Source organism: Tessaracoccus sp. OH4464_COT-324 (assembly GCF_003932855.1).
GTDB lineage: Bacteria > Actinomycetota > Actinomycetes > Propionibacteriales > Propionibacteriaceae > Arachnia.
The window spans coordinates 1-407 of the sequence record NZ_RQYZ01000118.1 but is presented as its reverse complement, the minus strand read 5'-3'; the positions used below and the strand labels follow the sequence as shown (position 1 = coordinate 407).

Annotated in this window: 1 protein-coding gene; it reads left to right on the top strand. The window is 38.1% G+C overall.

Going from position 1 to position 407, the window contains the following annotated elements; genetic code table 11:
• Positions 1-407: ABC transporter permease subunit (locus tag EII42_RS12375; protein ID WP_125172429.1), on the top strand; the 407-nt coding region annotated here is incomplete at both ends.

Below are 407 nucleotides of genomic sequence, written 5' to 3'. Positions count from 1 at the left end.
TGTTTAGTTTTGGGCAGGCTATTTTATCGGCGTTGCTTTCCGTTTTTTTCGGCTTATTATTCGCTCGTGCTTTCTTTTATCAAAGGTTTATCGCCAAGCCTTTTATTCTCAAACTTTTTTCTCTAACCTTTGTTCTGCCTGCTCTTGTAGTGATTTTTGGCATTACAGGCATTTATGGACACAATGGTTGGCTAGTAAAACTCACCTCACTTTTGGGCATAAGCTGGCAACCACACATTTATGGGTTAACAGGTATTTTAATTGCCCATCTATTTTTTAATATTCCTCTAGCCGCAAGAATGTTTTTACAAACATTTCAAGCTATTCCAACGCAACAACGCCAACTGGCAGCACAATTAAATCTGCGTGGTTGGCAATTTATTCGATTGATTGAACTTCCGTATTTA